This window comes from Acidobacteriota bacterium (assembly GCA_020349885.1).
Taxonomy (GTDB): Bacteria; Acidobacteriota.
Genome location: CP070701.1, coordinates 2057033 through 2077613, shown reverse-complemented (window position 1 = coordinate 2077613; position 20581 = coordinate 2057033). Strand labels below are relative to the sequence as shown.

The 20581-nt window shown below is 62.8% G+C and carries 19 protein-coding genes; 6 read left to right on the top strand and 13 right to left on the bottom strand.

From position 1 onward, the window contains the following. Nucleotides 1-172 precede the first annotated feature (172 nt). Nucleotides 173-586: a DUF2914 domain-containing protein gene (locus tag JSV08_08810; protein UCF80591.1), complete on the top strand. Its 414-nt coding sequence runs from the start codon at nt 173-175 to the stop codon at nt 584-586. Between the two features lie 124 nt (nt 587-710). Here the strand turns inward: JSV08_08810 and JSV08_08805 are convergent, their stop codons facing one another. Both JSV08_08805 and JSV08_08800 read right to left on the bottom strand, forming a co-directional pair. After that, entirely contained in the window at nt 711-2429 is a 1719-nt protein-coding gene (locus JSV08_08805) for an NAD(P)/FAD-dependent oxidoreductase (GenBank protein UCF80590.1), read from the bottom strand. A gap of 1 nt (nt 2430) precedes the next feature. Continuing rightward, nucleotides 2431-4086: an FAD-dependent oxidoreductase gene (locus tag JSV08_08800; protein ID UCF80589.1), complete on the bottom strand. Its 1656-nt coding sequence runs from the start codon at nt 4084-4086 to the stop codon at nt 2431-2433. 198 nt (nt 4087-4284) lie between these two features. Here JSV08_08800 and JSV08_08795 point away from each other — a divergent pair, with 198 nt between their 5' ends. The 5 genes from JSV08_08795 to tsaB all read left to right on the top strand — a co-directional run bounded on the left by JSV08_08795 (nt 4285) and on the right by tsaB (nt 11760). Beyond that, nucleotides 4285-7686, top strand: coding sequence for a hypothetical protein (locus JSV08_08795; GenBank protein ID UCF80588.1), 3402 nt, complete (start codon nt 4285-4287; stop codon nt 7684-7686). A gap of 83 nt (nt 7687-7769) precedes the next feature. Then, a complete protein-coding gene (locus JSV08_08790; GenBank protein ID UCF80587.1) occupies nt 7770-8756 on the top strand; it encodes a homocysteine S-methyltransferase family protein in 987 nt (328 codons plus the stop codon). Nucleotides 8757-8905: 149 nt separating this feature from the next. Further along, entirely contained in the window at nt 8906-10180 is a 1275-nt protein-coding gene (locus JSV08_08785) for a cyclic nucleotide-binding domain-containing protein (GenBank protein UCF80586.1), read from the top strand. 5 nt (nt 10181-10185) lie between these two features. Continuing rightward, on the top strand, nt 10186-11022 hold the full coding sequence (locus JSV08_08780; protein ID UCF80585.1) for a CAP domain-containing protein: 837 nt from the start codon (nt 10186-10188) through the stop codon (nt 11020-11022). Between the two features lie 24 nt (nt 11023-11046). Continuing rightward, a complete protein-coding gene (gene tsaB / locus JSV08_08775; protein ID UCF80584.1) occupies nt 11047-11760 on the top strand; it encodes a tRNA (adenosine(37)-N6)-threonylcarbamoyltransferase complex dimerization subunit type 1 TsaB in 714 nt (237 codons plus the stop codon). A 52-nt stretch (nt 11761-11812) separates the two neighbouring features. Here tsaB and JSV08_08770 read toward each other — a convergent pair whose 3' ends face one another. The 11 genes from JSV08_08770 to JSV08_08720 form a co-directional block, all read right to left on the bottom strand. Further along, complete coding sequence (locus JSV08_08770) at nt 11813-12166, bottom strand: FHA domain-containing protein (protein UCF80583.1); 354 nt, start codon at nt 12164-12166, stop codon at nt 11813-11815. Nucleotides 12167-12645: 479 nt separating this feature from the next. After that, nucleotides 12646-12900, bottom strand: coding sequence for an FHA domain-containing protein (locus JSV08_08765; GenBank protein UCF80582.1), 255 nt, complete (start codon nt 12898-12900; stop codon nt 12646-12648). Nucleotides 12901-13485: 585 nt separating this feature from the next. Further along, entirely contained in the window at nt 13486-14532 is a 1047-nt protein-coding gene (prfB, locus tag JSV08_08760) for a peptide chain release factor 2 (protein UCF81874.1), read from the bottom strand. 118 nt (nt 14533-14650) lie between these two features. After that, nucleotides 14651-16096 (bottom strand): ATP-dependent protease ATPase subunit HslU, encoded by a 1446-nt coding sequence (gene hslU, locus JSV08_08755; protein ID UCF80581.1) that lies wholly within the window; start codon nt 16094-16096, stop codon nt 14651-14653. 6 nt (nt 16097-16102) lie between these two features. Then, on the bottom strand, nt 16103-16630 hold the full coding sequence (gene hslV / locus JSV08_08750; GenBank protein ID UCF81873.1) for an ATP-dependent protease subunit HslV: 528 nt from the start codon (nt 16628-16630) through the stop codon (nt 16103-16105). A gap of 145 nt (nt 16631-16775) precedes the next feature. Beyond that, the gene (locus JSV08_08745; protein UCF80580.1) at nt 16776-17234 is read right to left on the bottom strand and encodes a hypothetical protein; all 459 of its coding nucleotides are present in this window, start codon (nt 17232-17234) and stop codon (nt 16776-16778) included. Between the two features lie 201 nt (nt 17235-17435). Beyond that, nucleotides 17436-18050, bottom strand: coding sequence for a phosphoribosylglycinamide formyltransferase (locus JSV08_08740; GenBank protein ID UCF80579.1), 615 nt, complete (start codon nt 18048-18050; stop codon nt 17436-17438). Between the two features lie 3 nt (nt 18051-18053). Next, nucleotides 18054-18842: a hypothetical protein gene (locus tag JSV08_08735; GenBank protein UCF80578.1), complete on the bottom strand. Its 789-nt coding sequence runs from the start codon at nt 18840-18842 to the stop codon at nt 18054-18056. After that, on the bottom strand, nt 18839-19633 hold the full coding sequence (gene pssA / locus JSV08_08730; protein UCF80577.1) for a CDP-diacylglycerol--serine O-phosphatidyltransferase: 795 nt from the start codon (nt 19631-19633) through the stop codon (nt 18839-18841). The genes JSV08_08735 and pssA overlap by 4 nt, the downstream gene beginning before the upstream one ends. Further along, on the bottom strand, nt 19630-20250 hold the full coding sequence (locus tag JSV08_08725) for a phosphatidylserine decarboxylase (protein ID UCF80576.1): 621 nt from the start codon (nt 20248-20250) through the stop codon (nt 19630-19632). Before JSV08_08725 ends, pssA begins: the two co-directional genes overlap by 4 nt. A 2-nt stretch (nt 20251-20252) precedes the next feature. Then, nucleotides 20253-20495 (bottom strand): YdcH family protein, encoded by a 243-nt coding sequence (locus JSV08_08720; GenBank protein UCF80575.1) that lies wholly within the window; start codon nt 20493-20495, stop codon nt 20253-20255. Nucleotides 20496-20581 lie beyond the last annotated feature (86 nt).

Below are 20581 nucleotides of genomic sequence, written 5' to 3'. Positions count from 1 at the left end.
GCCCTCAGTGCGGAATGAAATGGCCCGTGGAGGGAATGAAAACAATGCCGCTCCAAGCTCGTTTAAGCGCTCCGCGCCCTTGATAACGTTGAGGTTGCAGCGCCGTTCGGTGAGTGCTATCATACCGATCGGATGTTCAACGGTGTATCAACAAACCAAAAGGAGTTTCCCAATGAGAGTTCTTCCCACGACGCTTCTAATGACCGTCTTGCTTGTGGTGCCGCTTTGGAGCCAGGAAGGCGACGCCCCTGAAGAAACCACGGCAATTACCGTGGACCGGATTGCCGCCTGCACGGGCATCGAAGAGCGGGAGCCCGTCGGTTCCTCGGATTCCTTCCCGGCCGATGTGGGTGAGGTATATTGCTTCACGCACATAAAGGGCGCCGATGGCGAAACAACTGTCACCCATGTCTGGTACCAGGGAGAGACGGAGCGGGCGCGCGTCGAGCTCAACGTGCGTTCCGCCTCCTGGCGGACGTGGAGCAAGAAGAAGATTCCCGCCGAGTGGGCGGGCTCGTGGCGCGTCGTAGTGGTCGACGAGTCGGACAACGAAATCGGGAGCACGTCGTTCACGGTCGGGGAGTAACCCCGCCCTCGTCTCTCTTCGTTCGTACCCGTTGCACCGTTGCATGGCGTGCTGGGGGGATATACCTATCCCCCAGCACCTTCCGTGCCCGTGACGGCTTTTTCTACTTTTTAATAAGGAAGCGTCAGCCCGACGCGTCCTCCTCCGCCTCCGCGGGCGGCGCGCTCTCCTCCGCCTCCGCGGGCGGTGCGCTCTTCGCTGCCCCCGCAGGCGAGCCGAGTCTGGCCGCGAGGTCCTCGGCGACGCGCCTGCCGCTGCGGGCGGCGCTCTCGAGGAGTCCCTTGTAGCCCCTGTTGCAGTGCTCGCCGGCGAAGAACATGTTGCCGACCGGCGTGACCTGCCAGCCGGCGATGGTCGTCCGCTGGCCGGGCAGGTAGCAGGTGTAGCTGCCCAGGGAGAAGGGATAGGTGGGCCAGTGGAAGCGCTCGGCCCTGCCGTTGTACTCGGCGGAGATTCCGGGAATGGTGTTTTCGATTCCCGGCATCAGGCGCTCGACCTGTTCCGGTACGGTCCCCTCCCCGAGGTCGAGCGCGCGCTGGCCGCCGGGGTAGATGGTGATGCAGCCGGCGTCTCCGGGCCGCATCTGGCTGTCGTCCCACATCCCACAGAACGGCTCGTCGCTGTAGCCGTCGCCCCCGTACCCCTTCTCGCGCCACACGCGCTTATGGAAGCCAATCTGGATCTTGGGGTTCATGCCGTAGCCCATCTCGTCGATGACCTTTCTCTTGAGGGGCGGCATCTCCACCCTCAGGTCGATGCCGCGCAGGACCGAGAAGGGGATGGTCACGATGACGAGGTCCGCCTTGACGTCCACCGCGGAGGCGCTCGGGCCCTCGAAAGTCAGAACGAAGCCGTCGCCCTTGCTGGTCACGGCCTCCAGCCTGTGCCCGAAATTGATCTGCCCCTCGACGCGGTCGGCGAGCGCCTGGACCACCGCCTGGCAGCCTTCGAGGAGCGTGTACCGGGCGTAGTCCTCGCCCCAGAGCGCGAACGCGTCCCCGTCATAAGTCGAGTAGGCGAGGCCGCTTAGGAAATTGAGTGCCGACATCTGTTCGAAATCGAGGCCGAACTCGGCCACCAGGATCGCCTCGAACGCGCTGCGGGGCCAGGCTCTGGCCAGGCCGACGCGGTCGAGGTATTCCGCGGCGGTGAGCGCGTCGAGGGGGGCCCTCATGGCGTTCGCCTTCTCCGTCTCGCCCTCGCCGCTCAGACGCCCGGCTTCCCGGTGCGTCTCGACGTCGTCTTCGACGCGCTCGGCCATTTCCCGGAAGGCCTCGGCGACCTGCGCGTCGGTGTAGCGCTTGCCGTCGAAGTAGAAGGCCGTCTGCAGCTCCGTCTCGCTGGGCGACAACAGATCCAGCGGCGTTAATCCGAACTCCTCCACGAGGGAGATGAAGTCCTCGTGGCCGGGATCGAAGAACGAGGCCCCGAGCTCCGTCACGAGCCCGGGAGCGATGACGTCCTTCACGGAATAAATGCGTCCGCCCACGCGCTTCGCGGCCTCGTACACCTCGGCGCGATAGCCGGCCTTCTTGAGCGTGTACGCGGCGTTCAGGCCGGCGAGCCCGGCCCCTACGACGGCGATGCGCGGCGCGCCCTTCATTCTCGCGCAGGAGGCCAGAAGGCCGCTGCCCGCGAGCGCCAGGGCCGTGCCGGAAGTTTTCAAGAAGCGCCGCCGCGTCCATCCTGACGACGGAGGCGTCTCAGACCTTGTCGAGGCAAGGTCGACGAGTTCATCGAAGGGAGGGAATTCCGGTCGCCGCGCAAGGCGTGCGGCGTGCATCACACGCTGCATGGCGGCGAATTGGGGAGTGCGAGTTGAGGGGAATTTTTTGTGTTTCATACTATGTCACCTTTGGTTTGTTTGCGTTTTTTCCGAGGTGGGCCGCCAGGGCTTCGGCGACGCTTTTGCCGCTCTCGGCGGCGCTGTTAACGAACGAGGAACCGCTGCAGTGCTCGCCGGCGAAGAACATGTTGCCGACCGGCTCGGCCTCCGAGCCGGCGATGGTGGTCCACTGGCCGACCGTGTAGTTGCTGTAGCCGCACAAGGCGAAGGGATAGCTGGGCCAGTGGAAGCGCTCCGCTTTTCCGCTGAGCTCGGCCGACACGCCCGGAATGGATTTTTCCACTCCCGGCATCAAGCGCTCGACCTGCTCCGCGGCCGTTCCCTCCCCGAGCTTCACCCCCTCCCGTCCGCCCGGGTAGATGGTGAGGCAGCCGGCCTCGCCGCCCCGCAGTTGGCTGTCGTCCCACGCCGACTGGAAGGGTTCGCTGCTATAGGTCGTGCCCGAGAGCCCCGACTCGCGCCACACGCGCTTGTTGAAGCCCACCTGCAACTTGGGGCTCATGCCGTGGCCCAGCTCGGCGATGGCTTTCCTCTTGATGTCCGGCATCTCCATCCGCATTTCGATGTCGCGGAGAACCGAGAAGGGAACCGTCATAATCACGAAGTCCGCCTCGACGTCCACCGCGGCGCCGTTCGGGTCCTGGAAGGTCAGGACGAATCCGTCGCCCTTGCTCCGGACGGCCTCCAGCCTGTGCCCGAGCTTGACTTGCCCCTCTATGCGCTCGGCGAGCCCGTGGGCAATCGCCTGGCAGCCTTCCGCTACGGTGTACCGGGCGTAGTCCTCCCCGAACAGGGCGAACGGCTCCGCGTCGAGGTCCATCCATAGCATTCCGCCGACCGCGGAAACGGCCGACATCCGGTCGAAGTCGAGGCCCATCTCGGGCACGTAGACTCCCGCGAACACGGCGCGCATATCGCCGCTCGCTCCGGCCCGTTCGAGGTATTCCGCCGCGGAGAGCTCGTCGATGGGGGCCATCAGGGAGCGGGCCCCTTCCGAGTCGCCTTCCTCCCACAGGCCGAACGCCTTCTCGACCGTCTGGACGTCGTCCTCCATGAGTGCGGCGAGGGACCGGAAGGTGTCCCCAAGCTGGGCGGTGGTGTAGCGCTTTCCGTCGAAGATGTAGACCTCCTCCAGCTCGTTCTCCCCGGGTCCGGCCAGGTCGAGGAGCCCGAGCCCGAACTCCTCCACGAGGGACAGTAGCTCGTCGTGGTCGGAATCGATGAACGAGGCCCCGAACTCCGTCACGAGCCCGGGCGCGATGGCGTCCTTCACGCTGTAGAGGCGTCCACCCACGCGCTTTGCGGCCTCGTACACCTCGGCCACGTAGCCCGCCTGCTTCAGCCTGTACGCCGCCTCGAGGCCGGCTATGCCCGCCCCCACGACGACGATGCGCGGTGCGCCCTTCATTTTTACGCAAGATGTCAGAAGACCGCCGCCCGCGAGCGTCAGGGCCGCGGCACCGGAAGTTTTCAAGAAGCGCCGCCGCGTCCATCCGTTCGGACCCGCCGTCTCGGACGTCGGGGACGGCCGCATTTCAATCAGTTCGTCGAAGGGAGGCATGCCGGGGCGCCGTGAGAGACGCGCCAGGCGCATGGCGCGCCGAAAGGCGGCATATTGAGGGGTGTGAACTGCTTGGGAAAATTTTGACTTCATGACTTCTCCAGTCGGGACACAGTGTTGTTTTAGTGGACTCAGTTGCCCGCCATGATAGAGAAAACAGATGGTTGATTGCAAGTTTAATGAGACTCCCGGAACCCGCTTGCATTCCCCGACAAGGCTTGACCACCGCCCGCCGCGGTTGATTTGCCGAGACGGCGAATTCTATAATGGTGTGTAAAAAGGAGACCGGGAATGAAAGGAGCGGCAACGTGGATCGGCTTCACGCTGGCGGCCGCCTCGGCCGTTTGGGGAGGTGAACCGCCTGCATCCCCAGGGAAAGGCCCGCCGCGCGTCGGCGGCGAAGTCGAGATAGCAAACGTCCCCTTCGACCTGAACGAAGTCATCCGCACCGTCCGGAAGAACCGCGGCCTTCCCGAAGACCCTCCGCACCAAGGATTCCGCGCCGAAGCACGCGGCGAGCGGCCGTTTGTTTCCAAAGGAAATTCTTTCTCGCATGAGACTCCGCGATTCCAGGCGGAGGTCGGCGAGGGCGGGCTGAGGTATTTCGCGCAAGGAGGTAAGGGACAGCCTGATCTCGAAATTCTTTCCGTGAGCTTCGAGCAAGGAGATTTTTCGCAGACGGTGTTCGGAAAAAATTTCCTGGAGGAGCACGCGCCCGGCCTGCTTCAGGGAGAAACGCGCGACGGCGTTACGCCCTATGTGCGGAATCGCGGCGAGGAAGGGATAGAAATCTACTGGACGGTCGACGAGCCGCTCGGCCCCGAGGCTTCGGCGTTGCGCGTGCGTCTTGCGATCCGAGCCGCGGGAAAGCCGCGGGAGCATGATGAAGGGCTGGTGTTTCCGGCCTGGCGAAAGGAAGGCCAGGTGGCGTTCTCCAACGTAACCGTGGTTGACGCGGCGGGGCGTCTGGAAAGAATTCGGCCTTCGCATGCAACCAGTCAGGAAATCCTGTTCGAGATGCCGCGCGAATTTCTTGAGAATTCCCAATATCCCATCCTTATCGACCCTACGGTGGGGCCGGAGTTTCCGGTGGAGCCGAGTCCGGTGTTGGGACCGCCTCTTGATTACCAGAGAACACCCTCTGTGGCCTCGAACGGAACGGATTACTTCGTGGTGTGTTGGTGGCAAGACAAAGGCATTTATGGTGCTCGCGTAACGTCTGCGGGCGTGGTGCTAGACCCAAGGGGCATTGCCATCCTCCCGACGGTGACTTTCAGCCAACCTTCTGTTGCTTCTAACGGAATAGACTACTTTGTAGCAGGCACGGCAACAGGAAACGGAGTTGACATTTACGGAGTGCGTGTATCCTCGGCGGGCGCCGTCCTTGACCCATCGGGAATTGCCATCTCCACGGCGGCAAACGGTCAGTACGAACCCTCCGTTGCTTCGAACGGAACGGACTATTTCTTGGCGTGGAGTGATTACCGAAGCGGCACGGACTACGACATCTACGGGGCGCGCGTGGCCTCGGATGGAACGGTGCTCGACCCTGCGGGCGTCGCCGTCTCCACGGCGGCGGATTGGCAACTGTATCCTTCCGTGGCTTCAAATGGAACGGACTACTTCGTCGCATGGCAAGACCAGCGAAGCGGCGCGGACTGGGACATCTACGGCGCGCGTGTTACGGCAGGAGGGAGCGTTCTCGAACCCTCGGGCATCGCCATCTCAACGCAGGCAGACAACCAATTGGATCCTGCCGTTGCCTCAGACGGCGTGGACTATCTCGTGGTGTGGGAAGACATCCGAAATTCAGCCACTACAGGCTGGGATATCTACGGAGCACGTGTGCAAGCGTCGGATGGCTTGCTACTTGACGGCCCGCCTGACACGGGAGGCATTGCCATTGCAACGTTATCGGGCGGGACTAACCCCTCTGTCGCCTCAAACGGAACAGATTATTTCGTGGTATGGCCTGGGGTTAAGGGGACGCGGGTCACATCGGCAGGAATTGTGCTTGACCCTTCCGGTATCGACATTTCCACGGCACCGGGTAGTCAAGTCGTTCCCTCCATCGCTTCAAACGGTACAGATTACTTTGTAGCGTGGGAAGATACTCGGAGCGGTTCGCTGGGCAGCCTTGATATTTTTGGGACACGGGTTACCGAATCTGGAACGGTGCTCGACCCTTCGGGCATTCTCATCTTTGTAGATGTGAATGTTCAATTTTATCCTTCCGTGGCTTCGAACGGGGTGGACTATTTCGTCGCGTGGGAGGACTACAGGGACATTACCAATTACGACGTCTATGGAGCGCGCGTTACATCAGCAGGAACGGTGCTTGACCTTTCAGGTATCGCCATTTCCACGGAGGCAAACTGGCAACGATATCCCTCCGTGGCGTCAAACGGGACGGACTATTTCGTCGCGTGGGAGGACCGGCGGACGGACCGGGACGTCTACGGCGCACGCGTGTCAGCAGCGGGAACACTGCTAGATGTTTCAGGCATTGCCGTCTCAAAATCCCCTTCTGAATGGGAAACTAATCCTTCCGCAGCTTCGGATGGAGCAGATTATTTTGTGGTCTGGGTTGACACTCGAAATTTTTTGTCGGACGGCCTAGATGTCTACGGAGCACGTGTGCGCGCATCGGATGGAGTGGTGCTAGACTCGTCGGGTATTCGCGTTTCGGGGTGGCTCGCCGATGATGAGTCTCCTTCGGTAACTTCAAACGGCACGGATTACTTCACGGTGTGGCATGACTGCCGGAAAAGTTTCCTTGGAGATTGCACGTTTGATATAGATATCTACGGATCGCGGGTGCGGGCGTCCGATGGCGCGCGACTGGACCTGTTCGGGATACCGATATCAACGGCGGCATCTTTCCAAACAGCTCCTTCCGTGGTTTCGGATGGAACGGACTACCTCGTGGTTTGGCAAGACGACCGGAACTGGGCCACCACGAGCGTTGACATCTACGGGACCCGCGTGACCTCCGCGGGAGCACTGCTCGACGGCCCGCCGGACACGGGAGGCATCACTATTTCGACGGCGACGAGCTATCAGCTGGCTCCGGTCATTGCTTCGAACGGCACAGACTACTTTGTGGCATGGGAGGACAATCGAAGCGGCACGGACTTGGACATCTATGGAGCGCGCGTCACCTCGGGAGGAAGCGTCCTCGACCCATCAGGTCTCCTCATTCAGCAAAGCGCATACTTCGATGAAGAGCTGGCTGTGGCATACTCATCCTGTGGAAAATACCTTGTTACCTACCACCGTTTCAACGACGCGCCCGAATTTGGAACGAACCGCATCATGGCGCGCATGTTCTATGACGGTCTCAAGGCGTGCGTGGCGGAGGTGAGCGCGCCCTCGGGAATCGTGCCGCTTCTTGTCGAGGACGCCGGGGGCGGCCAGGTGGAAATCTGGTGGGAGAACCACGGCGAGCTTCTCCAATACAACATCTACGAAGGCGACCTCGACGCTCCCTTCTACAACCATCTGTCGCTCGTGTGCTGGACGGCGGGGACGGACGAGGGAGAAGGCTACCTGAGCGGGATAATTACGCCAAGCTATACGAACGCCTACTATCTCGTCACCGAGTGCGACACGGCGACGGAGGGCACCTCGGGCTACGACAGCGACGCCGCCGAGCGCAACCCGCTTCTGAACACCTGCGGCCCGCATCCCTGAGCCTTCTCTTAGAGAAAGTGGAGAAGCGGTTTTTGCAACGGAACAAGTGAAAGACAGCAACGATTACGAAAGGAGATATACCTATGCCGTCGCGCAGCATTCTTGACCGGCTCAAGGGGGGCGAGGTTCTGGTTTTGGACGGGGGCACGGGGAGCGAGCTGCAGAGACGCGGGGTCGACGTGAACAAGGGCTCGACCGTCGAACGACGGCCCACGACGCCCCACAAGTACGCGACCACCGCGACCCCCACGGTCGGGAGCCTCGGCGTGTGGTCGGCGGCCGCCAACCTTGACGCCCCGGACGTCGTCCGGAAGATTCACGAGGATTACCTCGACGCCGGGGCCGAGATCGTGACCAGCAACAACTTCTATACGAGCCGGTCCATGATGGCGGTTATAGGCGAGGAGGACCGGTGGGTGGAGTACGCGCGGCGGGGCGGAGAGCTGGCCGTCGAGGCGCGCAACGCCGTCAACCCCGAGGCGTACGTGGCGGGCGGCTTCGCCCCGTTCAAGTACAGCCAGGACCTTCGCAAGGAGTTCGAGGACGTCTCGGGCGTCCTCGCCCGGGCCGGCGTGGATTTTCTTCTTCCTGAATTCCTGGGAGGGCACCTGGTGCTCGACAGCCCCATCGGGGACTGCGTCACGGCGGCGGAGGCCTGCGCGAAGACGAATCTGCCGGTGTTCCTCGGGATATGCGAGGTCACGGAGAAGGGGACGATGCACCGCGGAGAGTCCTTCGCCGAGCTCGTCGCGGCGCTCAAGGGCCGCAGGGTGGACGGCATTCTTCTCATGTGCAGCTCCCCGAGTGAAATCTCGGCCTCACTGCCAGAGCTCCGCAAGGCTTTCGACGGTCCAGTGGGCGCCTACGCGGAAGTCGGGTACGACGAGAACCCCAGGTTCGGCTCCTCGCCGGACGAGCCGTTCTGGCTTTGCGGGACGTACGGAATCACGCCGGAGCAGTACGCCGGGTTCGCGCGGGAGTGGAAGGAGATGGGGGCGCAGATAATCGGGGGATGCTGCGCGACTGGGCCGGAGCACATCAGGGCCATCCGGCCGGTCGTGAAGGGTTAAAGGCCGGTCGGCGCCGCGCCTCCCGGCCGCGTTTTGCGGCCTCCGTCGCCGTCTCGAACAGGAAAAACGGGGCTGGCAATTGTGGAAAGGGTGTGGTAAATTCTTCATCTGTAGCCCGCGTATAAACTCAAGAACTCCAAAGCATTTTCATGGAATCGAACGAGAGCACCATCCAGGCCCTCGCCAGGCTTCCGCATTTTCGTGACCTGCTCGCCCGCGACCGGGAAATTCTCGCCCAATACGCGGAGGTGCGCTCCTTCTCTCGAGGCGAGTTCGTCGTGCGGGAGGGCGAACCGGGCCAGGCGGTCTTCTTCCTCGTCGAGGGAAGCGTCGAGGTAATTCAGGCGAGCGAGAAGGGAAAAGAGACAGCGCTCGCGCGCCTGCGGGACGACGTCTTCGGCGAGATGTCCTTCCTGAGCAGCGCGCCTCGCTCGGCGGGTATTCGCGCCCTCGAAGACACGAAGGCCGTTTCCTTCACGAAGGAAGCGTTTCACGAGCTATGCCGCGCACATCCCACGCTCGGACTTCGGGTTCTGGAAAGCGTTTCCAAGGCTTCGAGCGTCCACCTGCGCGACGTGGACCGCCAGCTTCTTCGCGCGCTCCGGGCGGGCCGAAAGCATCGCATCATCGCGGCCGCGTCGATAACGGCGCTGGTCGCCGTTTTCGTGTGGCTTCACTTTTACCTCAAGACGCTCGCAATAGAAGAGACGCCCCGCATGACTGCCTTCCAGGCGTCGTGGCAGGAGGAGGCACGCTACCGCTCTCCGCTTGAGCGCCTCGAAGCCACGGAAGTCGCGGCGCCCATGGACGGCGTGGTCGAGGCTGTCCATTTTGCCGACGGCGACGCCGTCCGGGAAGGGGACGCCTTGGTCAAGCTTGAAGGCGGGGCGTTCGTGCGCGCGCTTCGGAGGGCCGAGGCCGAATTTCTCAAGCGAAGGCAGAATCCCGAAAACGTTCCGCAGGACGTGCTTCAGTTGCGCCTTGCGGAGGCCGAGCTGGCCGTGTTCGCCGCGCGCGCCAAGCTTGCCCAGACCGTGCTCCGCGCCCCCCACGCCGGCACGGTGCACATGCATGATTCCCTGAGAACCATCGAGAAAGGCGACGCGATTTACCTGGGCGACGCGGTGGCGACGGTGCGCCGGCCCAAAAACTACGGCTTCACGCTCTGCGTGAGCGAGCCGGATGCTTCACGCTTTCCAGTGGGGCGAACGATTCGCGTCCGGGTGCCGGAGATTTCGGCCGAGCTTTACGGACAGGTGGTCTTCCGGGCCTTTGAGGCTACACCCGTTGAAGGGGCTCTCTGCCGCAGTGTAAGCGTGCAAATCGTCGAGGCACCGGAAGAGCTCGCCGCACGCTTGCCCCCGCACGTCGAGGGCCTGCAAGTCGGCATGACCTGCGAGGTCATGGGCATGGAGGGATCGTGAGCGCTATGGGCGGAAGACGTCCCCTGGGCCTTCTTGCGTTCGCTGGAGCGGCGATTTACGTGCTCCTTGGCCCACGGGGGGAAACGTTCGAGCTTCGGCCCACGAACGAGGAACGCATCATGCTTTACAAAGCGAACGAGGAGCGCACCAAGCGCGGCATTCCCCCGCTTACGCTGGCGGCGGACGCAAGCGCCACCGCGCGCAGCTACAGCCTTTTGATGGCGGAAACGAAGCGCATTGAGCACATCGACACGCGCGGGCGCGGCCCGGGCCAGCGCCTCGCGAAAGCCAGGCTGCACGCCACGGTCTACGGCGAAAACATCGCTTATCACCGCTCCCCCACGGAGGCCCATTATGCGTTCATGGGAAGCCCGCCCCATCGCGCCAATTTGCTCGACCCCGGCTACCGCGAGATGGGCGTCGGTGTGTTCGTGGACCGCCAGCGAGACGTCTGGGTGACGGAACTTTTTCTCACGCGCCTTCCGTACAACGACGAAGGGCTGGCGCTTACGATGTTGCGGGAGCGCGTGGACGAGCTTCGCCAGCCGCCGAAACTCACGCCGCTCCAATGGGATGCGGTGCTTGCGGCCTACCTTGCCGACACGGTCCGCACGCAGCCGCCCTCGTCCAAGCCTTCCGCCGTCACCCTTCCTCCCTTTCTCCGTGACGTGCTCGCCGCGACCTCGACGTTCACGTCCTCGAAGCTGAGTCCCTCCTCCAAGCCGGCGGCCCTCCTGCGCGACAAGCGCCTTACCCACATGGGCGCGTCGGTGCGAATCGAGCACACCAAGGATTACGCCTTTTACTACCGGGCCGATCTGGCCGTTTACCAAAGCCGGTAGCGCGGACCCCCATCCGCCGAACCGATGCTCCTCGCCTCGATCGACCTCGCCACGGCCGAAGGAAGCGTCGCGCTTCTTGACGCGAGCGGGGGTGTTGCAAAAGAGACGGCCTTCACCTGCCGGAACGACCACTCGGCGCGCGCCCTGCCGGCGCTTCACCGGCTGCTGAAGGCCATGGGGCGGGACGTGGAAAATATCGAAGCGTTCGCCGTCACCACGGGCCCGGGCTCGTTCACGGGGCTGCGCGTGGCGCTCGGCGTGGTGGAGGGCATGACGTTCGGCCGGAAGGACGTTCCCGTCGCTGGCGTGGGGACGCTTTACGCGGCGGCGCTCGCCGTGCAGGGCGAAGGGCGCTTCGTCTGCCCGCTCCTCAACGCCGGCCGCGGCGACGTCTACGCCGCACTCTATGAATCGGGAGACGGCGAGATCGTCGAGCGCGTCGCCCCCCGCGTCGCCAAGCCGCGGGAATGGATGGCCGCGTTGGCCGAGTTCCTCTCGAACGGCTCCGCCGGGAGCGAAAAGATTGTTTTCCACGGCACGGGCGTGCCGCTCGTGGAAGAATTTCCCGCTCCGCCGCGCTGGAAAAGAGCGCGCAGGCGGAAGCTGCGCCTCGCCCTGCCCGCCGCCCGCTACGCCGCCCGTCTTCTGGAGCGCGGCGAGCCTCTTCCTCCCCCGCGCCTCGCCTACATCAAGCCTCCGGACGTGCGAATGCCCGGCCCGGCGGTTTTAAATCGCTAAGGTATCACCCGAAAATTAAGAACGCCCGAGAGCGTGAAATATTGCAGTGGGGCTAGGAGGGCTTCGACTGGACTTGAACCCTGAACTCCGTCGTCCCCATGCGGACGACGTCGCCGTCCTTGAGCTGTGCCTGAGCGATAAGCTGCCCGTTCACCTGGGTGCCGTTGATGGAGGCCAGATCGCGCAAGAGAATCCCGCGGTCGCCGTAGACTTCAATCACGGCGTGCTTGCGTGAAATGGCTACGTCCGTAAGCTCTATACCCCGGAGGCAGCGTCCCAGAGTCATGCAGCTATCGGTGATTTCCAGCGTCCGGCCTTTTTGAAGACCGCTGATTATCTCCAGCGTTATGCGAAGGTGGGAAGGCAGCTCCGTCCTGCCTAGTCCGGCGCCGCCTTGCACGCCCATGGGGTCCGTTTCTTCCATCTTCGAATAATCCGGGCGGACACTGACGGCGGTCCGTTGGGTCATAAAGTGGAATGTGAACTCGTACCCGCAAAACGGGCACGTCAACTGCTGTTCGTCCTCTACGCCTCGCGTACGCCACTTAACCACGCACTGGGGACACTCTACCAGGTGAGTACTCATTCTCTGTCAGTATACCATGCGCCCCTTTCGACGTGCGGATGCCCGGCCCGGCGGTTTTAAAACGCCAGAGCGTCACCCGAGAATTATTACGGGGAGCGGAAAACAGGTTGACTGCATCGCCGGCCTCGGAGGCGGAAAGCTCGGAAAGTACAGGAGGTGCGGAAGGTTCGGAAGGTGCAGACAACACGTCCCGCACCTTCTGCACTTTCTGCACCTTCCGAACGTAAAGAGATGGCGTCAATCTACAAGACGCTCCCATTAATAAGAACGCCCGAGAGCGGAAATTATCGCAGAGGGGGCTATGAGGACTTCGGCTGGACTCGAAGCTTGAACTCCGTCAGCCCCATACGGACGACGTCACCATCCTTGAGTTGTGTCTGAGCGATAAGCTGCTCGTTCACAAGGGTGCCGTTGATGGAGGCTAGATCGCGCAAGAGAATCCCGCGGTCGCCGTAGATCTCGATCACGGCGTGCTTGCGTGACATGGATGTGTCCACAAGCTCCGTGCCCTGAAAGCAGCGTCCCAGAGTCATGCAGCTCTCGGTGATTTCCATTACTAGACCTTTTTGGGGACCGCTGATGATCTCCAGTGTGATGCTAAGGTGGGAAGGCAGTTCCCTCAGGCCCAGTTCATCGCCATCTTGCAAGCCCATGGGGTTCGTCTCTTCCATCAGTGAAAAATCCGGACGGGCCCAGACGGCGGTCTGTTGGGTTACCGAGTGGAACGTAAACTCGTACCCGCAAAACGGGCACGTTAGATGCTGGTCTTCCTCGACGCCTCGCGTGCGCCACCTAACTCCACACTGGGGACACTCTGCAAAGGAAGTGTTCATCTTCGTGCAGTATACCATGCCCCCCCTTTTGAAATTTTTCCCGATTTCCCGAAGCGATTTGATGTCAGGTAACGGCTTTCTTGAAATCCATACTACAGAGCCGGCCTAATGCATACCACAAGACACAGGAGAACGGGCACGGCTGCCGCTTTACCAATCACTGATCTCTGACCCCTGGTGGCTGGCTCCTGATTCCTGCTGAGAGGCGGCGGGCTCTTCCGCTTCGCCGCCGAACGCTTCCAGCGTCTTCAGATGCTCGAAAAGGTTTTTTAGAAGCTGCGTTCCCGGTCCCGCTTTTCCGTGGTTTCACTCTTCCCGCGCTTCCCCGGGCGCCGCCTTGAGCAGGTACGCCGCCATGAACTCGTCCAGGTCCCCGTCCAGCACCCGCTGGGCGTCACCCGCCTCCTGGCCGGTGCGGTGGTCCTTGACCATTTTGTACGGGTGGAGGACGTAGGAGCGGATCTGGGAGCCCCACGCGATGTCCTTCTTCTGCGCCTCCTGCTTCTCGCGCTCGGCCGCGCGCTTCTGGCGCTCGTGCTCGTAGAGCCGGGCGCGCAGCACCCGCATGGCCATGTCGCGGTTCTTGTGCTGGGAGCGCTCGTTCTGGCACTGCACGGTGATGTTCGTGGGAAGGTGGACGATGCGCACCGCCGAGTCGGTGACGTTCACGTGCTGGCCGCCGTGGCCCCCCGCGCGGAAGGTGTCGATGCGGAGATCCTTGTCCTCGATTTGAATCTTGATCGAGTCGTCCACCTCGGGGTAAGCGAAAACCGAGGCGAAGGAGGTGTGGCGGCGGTGGTTCGCGTCGAAGGGGGAGAGGCGCACGAGGCGGTGGACGCCCGACTCGGCCTTCAGGTAGCCGTAGGCGTATTCGCCCGTGACGCGCAGGGTGGCCGACTTGACGCCGGCCTCCTCGCCGAGCTGCCGGTCAACGATCTGCGTCTCGTAGTCGTGCTCCTCGGCCCAGCGAAGGTACATGCGCAGAAGAATCTCGGCCCAGTCCTGCGACTCGGTACCTCCGGCGCCCGCGTTGATGGAGAGGAAGGAGTTCCTGGAATCGTTCTCCCCGGAGAGCATGAGGGAAATTTCGAGGCGCTCAAGGAGCTGCGAGAAATTGAGGAGCGCCGCCTCGAGGTCCTCCCCCGCGTCCTCCCCCTCGCGCAGGAGCTCCAGATAAGTCGCGGCGTCCTGGTGCGCCCGCTCGACCGATTCGTAAAAGACCAGCTTCCGCTCGGCGCGGGCGCGCTCCCGCCCGAGCGTCTCGCGCTTCTCCGAGTCGGCCCAGCTTTCGGGATTTGAGAGTTCCTTGTCGAGGGAAGCTATGCGCGAACGAAGGCCCGGGAGGTCAAAGATGCCTCCGCAGTTCGTCGTAGTCCTCTTCGAGCGCCTCGAGGCGCTCGCGCTGCTCGTCGAAGGTGGCCATGCACTAAGGGTAGCACAGGCCGGCGCGCTTTGCCATGTTGGAAAATCGCTACAAGATGTAGCGGCTCAGGTCCTGGTCGTGGACGATGTCCGCGAGGGCGGTCTTCACGTAGGCCGCGTCGATCCGGGGGGAGCGGTCGGGGTTTTCCGGGCCCGCGAACGAAATCTCGTCGAAGAGCTTTTCCATGACCGTAAGGAGGCGGCGGGCGCCTATGTTCTCCGTCGTCTCGTTCACGCGGAACGCCAGCTCGGCCACGGTCTCGACGGCGTCGTCGGTGAAGGAGACGTGCACGTCCTCGGTCGCCATCATCGCCGTGTACTGGCGAATGAGGGAGTTTTCGGGCTCGCGCAGGATGCGGACGAAATCCTCCTTCGTCAGCGAGTCGAGCTCCACGCGGATGGGCAGGCGCCCCTGAAGCTCCGGAATGAGGTCGGAGGGCTTGGAGACGTGAAAGGCCCCGGAGGCTATGAAAAGGATGTGGTCGGTGCGCACGGTGCCGTACTTAGTGTGCACGGCGGTGCCTTCGATGATGGGCAGCAGGTCGCGCTGGACCCCCTCGCGGCTCACCTCGGGGCCCCGCCCCGATTCCCGGCTGGCTATCTTGTCGATCTCGTCGAGGAAAATGATGCCGGAGGACTCGGCGCGGGCGACGGCTTCTTCGGCGACGCGGTCCATGTCGATGAGCTTCTGCTCCTCTTCGCGGGCCAGGAAATCGCGCGCCTCGGCGACCGTCATGGTCTTCGTTTTCTTTTGCCCCGAAAACATATCCTGCATCATCTCGCGGAGGTTCGAATTGATTTCCTCGATGCTTCCGCCCGCGATGATTTCCATCGCGGGCACCTGCCGCGGCGTGAGCGAGACCGTCACGGTCCGGTCGTCCAGGCGCCCCGCGCGCAGACGCTCGCGGAGTTTCTTCCGCGTTTCCTCGTAGGACTCCGCATCGTCCGGGGGGGCGTCGCCGGACGTCTCCGAACCCGAAGGCTCGGGGCGGCGCCGGGGCGGCCGGGGAAGAAGCAAATCCAGGAGGCGCCCCTCGGCGTTGTGGCGCGCCTTGGCTTGCACCTTGGCGCTCTCTTCCTGCTTGATCATGTCCACCGTGACCTCCACCAGGTCCCGCACCATGGAGTCCACGTCGCGCCCCACGTAGCCCACCTCGGTGAACTTGGACGCTTCGACCTTGAGGAAGGGCGAGCTCGTCAGCTTCGCGAGGCGCCGGGAAATCTCGGTTTTTCCGCATCCCGTCGGCCCGATCATGAGAATGTTCTTGGGCAGGACCTCTTCCTGAAGCTCGGGCGGGATGTGCCGGTAGCGCCAGCGGTCGCGGAGGGCCTTGGCCACGGCCCGCTTCGCCTGGGTCTGGCCCACGATGAAGCGGTCGAGGTATTCGACGGTCTCGCGGGGAAGAAGGTCGTCGCCCGCGCGGGGCGGCGCGGCCTTCTCTTCCCTGTCGGGCAAGCCCGGAAACGCGGAGCTTTGGGGCAGCTCGATGGCCATGGGAGTTCAGAGCTTCTCCAGCGTGATGTGCTCGTTCGTGTGGACGCAGATGGACGCCGCAATCTTGAGCGCCTCGGCGGCGATTTCCTCCGCGGAGAGATCCGTGTGCCGGGCGAGTGCGCGCGCCGCGGCCAGCGCGTAGGGGCCGCCCGAGCCGATGGCTACGATTCCATCGTCCGGCTCGATAAGGTCTCCCGTGCCCGAAATAAGGAAACTCTGCTCCCGGTCGGCGACCGCAAGGAGGGCTTCGAGGCGGCGCAGGTATTTGTCCGTCCGCCATTCCTTGGCGAGCTCAACGGCCGCGCGGCGCAGGTTGCCGCTGTACTCCTCGAGCTTCGCCTCGAACCTGCCGAAAAGGGCGAGGCCGTCCGCGGCGGAGCCGGCAAACCCCGCGAGCACCCGGTCCTGGTAGATGCGGCGCACCTTGGACGCGGCGTGCTTCATTATGGTGTTTCCGTGGCTTACCTGGCCGTCGCTCGCCATGGCGAGACCGCTCCCCCGCCGCACGCACACAACGGTTGTTCCGAAAAACATGCTCACCACCGAGTATAGCAAAGGCCGCTTCGCGCAGGCAAACAACTCGACGGCTTCCTTCTGCACCGCAGACAGTTGCGTGAAGGATAAGGAAGTGGCATTGACGACGGCGCCGGGGCGGCTTGCGCGAAGCGGGGCCCGGCGCTTAAAAAAGCGCCCCGCGCCGGCGGCGCGACCGGCGCTCCAGTGGAGACTTGCCCCAGTTGCACGGCACCTGTTTGACGGAGCGCTCAATGAACACCCCCGTGACCGCGCCTTCGATCTTTACCGCGTCCACGGGATGCGCCAAAGCCTCTTCGCAACGGCAATCGGTGCTGCGTTCGAGCTCGCTCACGACCAGCACATAGACACCCTCCTCGTCGGTGCTGTGTATGTGGTCTATCTCGATGCCGTAGCAGCCGTTATGCTCTCCGAGCGAGACGGCAACGACCGTCTCATGGGAAAAATCCACGCCGAGGCCCTGGCATGGAGGCTTGTTTTGAAAGTCGGTGTACGCTTTGTCCCAGAACGCGCACCACTTTTCGTCGGTATCCAGAACGAACTCCCCGGCCTCGTCGAACGCCGAGCTGTTGGTGCGAAAGACGCGGCTCAACTGAGCCCGCAAATGCTTGCACTCTCAGCCGTGGGTTCCTTCGACGTGCTTTTCATCGGCATGCGCCTCGGAAGGACAGTCAGCGGAGGAACGAGCTTGCTCCTTCGCGTCGTCTTGCGCCCAGAGGCCGCCCGCCGCCGCGAGGCTCAGCCACAGCACACACAATGCCCGTCCTTGCATCATGGAACTCACCCTGTATAGAAGCGTCTTTTCCTATTGTCGAATATGTACTTTATGCCCGCGCACCTCAATGCGGCCTTCGCAGAAGAGACGAACGGCTTCGGGATAAATCTTGTGCTCCTGCCGGAGGATGCGGCGCGAGAGGGTCTCGACGGTATCGTCCTCACGCACGGGAACGGCCTTTTGCAGAATGATGGGGCCCTCGTCGAGGCCCTCCGTGACGAAGTGCACCGTCGCGCCCGCGACCTTGACGCCCGCCTCGAACGCCTGTCGCTGGCCATCGAGGCCCCGAAAGGCCGGAAGCAGCGCCGGGTGAATGTTCAGGACGCGCATGGGGAACGCCCGGATGAAGATTGGCGAGAGGATGCGCATAAATCCCGCCAGGCACACCAACTCCACGTTTCTCTCCCGGAGCGCTGCGACCATTTCGCGGTCAAAGTCCTCTCGGGATTTGCCGTGATGCGAGAGGTACAGGGTGTCGATGCCGAGGTCCTCGGCCTTTTTCAGCCCCACGGCGTCGCTGCGGTTGCTGAGCACCAGAACGATTTCTCCCGGAATGGTTCCGTCGAGCACCTTGCGGGCGATGGCCAGAAAGTTCGATCCTCGCCCCGAAAGGAGGACGGCGATGCGGGTGCTTGCCTTGGACATGCGTTATCGCTTCAAGCGCTTGGCCGTGAAGCTGCCTACGCTGGGGCCCTCGCTCAAAACATAGTTGCTCCATCGGCCCGCGAGCGATTTGCCGTCATCGGAAAGCACTGCGACGAATTCCCCCGCTCGCCCGAGCTGGGCGTCGTATCGCTCCAGCACGGCTTGCCCTCCGGCGACGTAGCCGCGAACGTTTCCGCGCCAGCCTCCGCTCAGAAGGTACGTGCCGCTCACCATAATGCCGTTTTGAAAAAGGCGCATCTCACCCACCAACTGGAGGGGTTCAAGCGACACGAGCCATGTGCCCGTAAGGTCGGTTGCTTCTTCGGGAACGGAAGCCAGGAGTTCCGCAATCTTGTGCGAAAATTGCGCCATGCGGTTGCGCACCTCGGTCATCTGATCGCGCAGGCGCTTGAGTTCGATCGTGAGCTGCACCAGATGGGCCTCCAGGGCGTCGAGGCGCTCCAGCGCGTCCCGAAGACCCTCCTCGCGCTCAGGCGAGGCGCGGCTTGCAAGAAGCGAATCCACGTCATAGTAAAGTGCGCGGAGCTCGTCGAAAAGGCCCTGCTCCTCCACGCGTTTTGCTTGGTAGCGTTCGTAAAGATTTCTTAAGAAATCCTCCTCCATGCTTCGCTGCACATTCAGAAAGTAGATGGCCTGATGGATGTTTTCGACGGGGGGCACATCAGCGAGGGATGTATCTTCGGGTGGAAAAAGCTCCTGGGCCTGCGCAACGTGCGGAAGACAGAAAGCCAGCGTAAGTGCGGCCGACCAGAAGAGAAAACGCCCGGTCACGGGGTTGCTCCGGAGGCCGCCGGATGCTCCTCGGGTGCGGCTTTGCGTTTCGCCCCAAGCATGCGCCGAACATGGGCGAACAGATTGCCGGCGAAATAGGCGTAGGCGCAGAATACCAGTGCAAGAGGCGGCTTGTAGAAAATAAAAACCAGGAAGAGGGTGATGGGGAAGATGTAGGCGTGCGAGCGAGGGCTCCGTAAATCGAGCGCCTTGAGGCTCGCGAAGCGAATCTGGCTTACCATCAAGGCTGCAAGCCCCAGGAGGGCGATGAGTACTGCCACCTGGACAAGCGAGCGCCCCAGGGGGTTGGGGTAGTAGTAGATGGTGCTTGCGATAACCGCTGCCGCGGCCGGAGCGGGCATTCCGACGAAATAGTTGCGCGCCACCGTGTCCACGTTGAAACGCGCCAGGCGAATGGCGGCGGCGGCCATGAAGATGAACCCCACCAGCCATCCCAGGCGGCCGAGCGTATGGGGCTCCGCAGCGAAGGCCCAGCGCCACACGAGAATCACGGGCGCCACGCCGAAGGACACCATATCGGCGAGCGAATCAAGCTCCCTTCCCATCGGAGAGGCGGCACCCATCATGCGTGCGAATCGGCCGTCGAGACCGTCCGCCACGATGGCAAGGCTGAGGTAGCCCGCGGCTTGAAAGTAACGCCCGTGCGTAGCCGCCACAATGGCGGAAAAGCCGAAAAGCATGTTGAGGAGCGTAAACGTCGTCGGGAGAAGGTATATCTCCTTCGGCCTGAGCGACCGCCGACGGAAAAAACGGCGTCGGCGCGGCTTCACGGCGCGCCTCCTTTCGCCCGTCCGATCACCGTCTCGCCGCCGCGCACGACATCTCCCTCCTTCACCAGGGGCGTGACAGTCGGCGGGAGTTCGCACTCCACACGAGAGCCGAACTGGATGAGGCCCATGCGCTCCCCTCGCGAGACGCGGTCCCCTTCTTTAAGACGGCAGACGATGCGCCGCGCAATCCAGCCCGCCACCTGCGTGACAGCCATCGTTCCCAGCGGCGTGGCGAGTTCCACGCGATTCCGTTCGTTCCGCAGACCGGCGTCTTGGCGGAACGCCGCGAGAAATTTTCCCGACTGGTAGCGCACGGCCGAGACGCTTCCGTTGTAGGGAACGCGGTTCACGTGAACGTTCCATGGAGCGAGGAAAACACCGATTTGGTGCGTGCCGCCTTCTTTCGGAACGAACTCGACGACGGTTCCGTCCGCGGGAGAAACCACGGTGTCGGCGTCTTCAGGCAAGCGGCGTTCGGGATCGCGAAAAAAGAAGGCCACGGCCGCCGCGAGCAAAGCAAGCGGAATCCCCACGGAGTATAACCCCAAGGCCAGCCCGATAAAGCTTCCAGCCGCCGCCACGGCAACAAACGGCCATGCCTCTTTCGCCAAGCGCATTTCTATCCTTTGGATGCGTTCTCTTGCACCGCACCAGTCTGCTCATAAGCAAGCACCATTTGCGCCATGCGGTCTTTGAGGAAAAGTTTTTTCTTTTTGATTTGTTTTTCCTCCATCTGCTCCGCGGGGGTCAGTCTGGGGCGGTTCTTGAGTTCGTCGAGGCGAGCCTCGCAGGTTTGGTGTTCTTCGTGCAGGCGGCGAAAGGAAGGGTTCGCGTGAAACAATTGTTCTCGGACGTTATCCATGCGGAAGACGCCTCCCTGGCATGGCCGACTCGCTTTCCCTCGATCCGCTCCAGGCAGAAGGAAAGGGCGCCCGGGTTCGCTTTACG

What these genes read in the sequence shown, in the direction of transcription:
- JSV08_08720 (UCF80575.1), bottom strand. Translation starts at nt 20,495, where the DNA reads ATGGATAACGTCCGAGAACAATTGTTTCACGCGAACCCTTCCTTTCGC.
- JSV08_08795 (UCF80588.1), top strand. Translation starts at nt 4,285, where the DNA reads ATGAAAGGAGCGGCAACGTGGATCGGCTTCACGCTGGCGGCCGCCTCG.
- JSV08_08740 (UCF80579.1), bottom strand. Translation starts at nt 18,050, where the DNA reads ATGTCCAAGGCAAGCACCCGCATCGCCGTCCTCCTTTCGGGGCGAGGA.
- JSV08_08725 (UCF80576.1), bottom strand. Translation starts at nt 20,250, where the DNA reads ATGCGCTTGGCGAAAGAGGCATGGCCGTTTGTTGCCGTGGCGGCGGCT.
- JSV08_08780 (UCF80585.1), top strand. Translation starts at nt 10,186, where the DNA reads ATGGGCGGAAGACGTCCCCTGGGCCTTCTTGCGTTCGCTGGAGCGGCG.
- JSV08_08805 (UCF80590.1), bottom strand. Translation starts at nt 2,429, where the DNA reads ATGAAACACAAAAAATTCCCCTCAACTCGCACTCCCCAATTCGCCGCC.
- JSV08_08790 (UCF80587.1), top strand. Translation starts at nt 7,770, where the DNA reads ATGCCGTCGCGCAGCATTCTTGACCGGCTCAAGGGGGGCGAGGTTCTG.
- JSV08_08785 (UCF80586.1), top strand. Translation starts at nt 8,906, where the DNA reads ATGGAATCGAACGAGAGCACCATCCAGGCCCTCGCCAGGCTTCCGCAT.
- JSV08_08800 (UCF80589.1), bottom strand. Translation starts at nt 4,086, where the DNA reads ATGAAGTCAAAATTTTCCCAAGCAGTTCACACCCCTCAATATGCCGCC.
- JSV08_08810 (UCF80591.1), top strand. Translation starts at nt 173, where the DNA reads ATGAGAGTTCTTCCCACGACGCTTCTAATGACCGTCTTGCTTGTGGTG.
- JSV08_08770 (UCF80583.1), bottom strand. Translation starts at nt 12,166, where the DNA reads ATGGGCGTGCAAGGCGGCGCCGGACTAGGCAGGACGGAGCTGCCTTCC.
- hslU (UCF80581.1), bottom strand. Translation starts at nt 16,096, where the DNA reads ATGGCCATCGAGCTGCCCCAAAGCTCCGCGTTTCCGGGCTTGCCCGAC.
- JSV08_08765 (UCF80582.1), bottom strand. Translation starts at nt 12,900, where the DNA reads ATGGAAATCACCGAGAGCTGCATGACTCTGGGACGCTGCTTTCAGGGC.
- hslV (UCF81873.1), bottom strand. Translation starts at nt 16,630, where the DNA reads ATGTTTTTCGGAACAACCGTTGTGTGCGTGCGGCGGGGGAGCGGTCTC.
- tsaB (UCF80584.1), top strand. Translation starts at nt 11,047, where the DNA reads ATGCTCCTCGCCTCGATCGACCTCGCCACGGCCGAAGGAAGCGTCGCG.